The organism is Curtobacterium sp. PsM8 (assembly GCF_030433875.1).
In the GTDB taxonomy this organism is placed as follows: domain Bacteria; phylum Actinomycetota; class Actinomycetes; order Actinomycetales; family Microbacteriaceae; genus Curtobacterium.
Genome location: NZ_JARUXD010000159.1, coordinates 1 through 409, shown reverse-complemented (window position 1 = coordinate 409; position 409 = coordinate 1). Strand labels below are relative to the sequence as shown.

Sequence of the window (409 nt, the reverse complement as noted above, 5' to 3'; positions counted from 1 at the left end):
GGTGGATGAACAAGCACACCCGTCACCACGGCAACCCGAACACCGTCGGCAAGGACCCGGACATCGCGCCGGACGGCGTCGTGTTCATCCCCGAGGACGCCGCTGCCACGACCGGCCCGATGCGCTGGCTCGTCCGGCACCAGGGCTGGCTGTTCTTCCCGCTGCTGACGCTCGAGGGCATCAACCTGCACCGCCACGCGGTGACCTCGGTGCTCCGCGGGGTCGAGGGCAAGAGCGACCGCCGTGACCGTGTGGTCGAGGGCGTCATGCTCGCGGCGCGCTTCGCGATCTACCTGCCCATCGTGTTCGTGTTCCTGCCGTTCGGGATGGCGTGTGCGTTCCTCGGGGTGCAGCTGGCCGTGTTCGGCGTGATGATGGGCGCCTCGTTCGCCCCGAACCACAAGGGCAT

At 68.7% G+C, this 409-nt stretch carries 1 protein-coding gene; it reads left to right on the top strand.

Annotation, left to right across the window (positions count from 1 at the left end; genetic code table 11):
- The coding region (locus QCD68_RS17215) for a fatty acid desaturase family protein (RefSeq protein ID WP_301223893.1) at window positions 1-409 on the top strand (409 nt) is incomplete at both ends.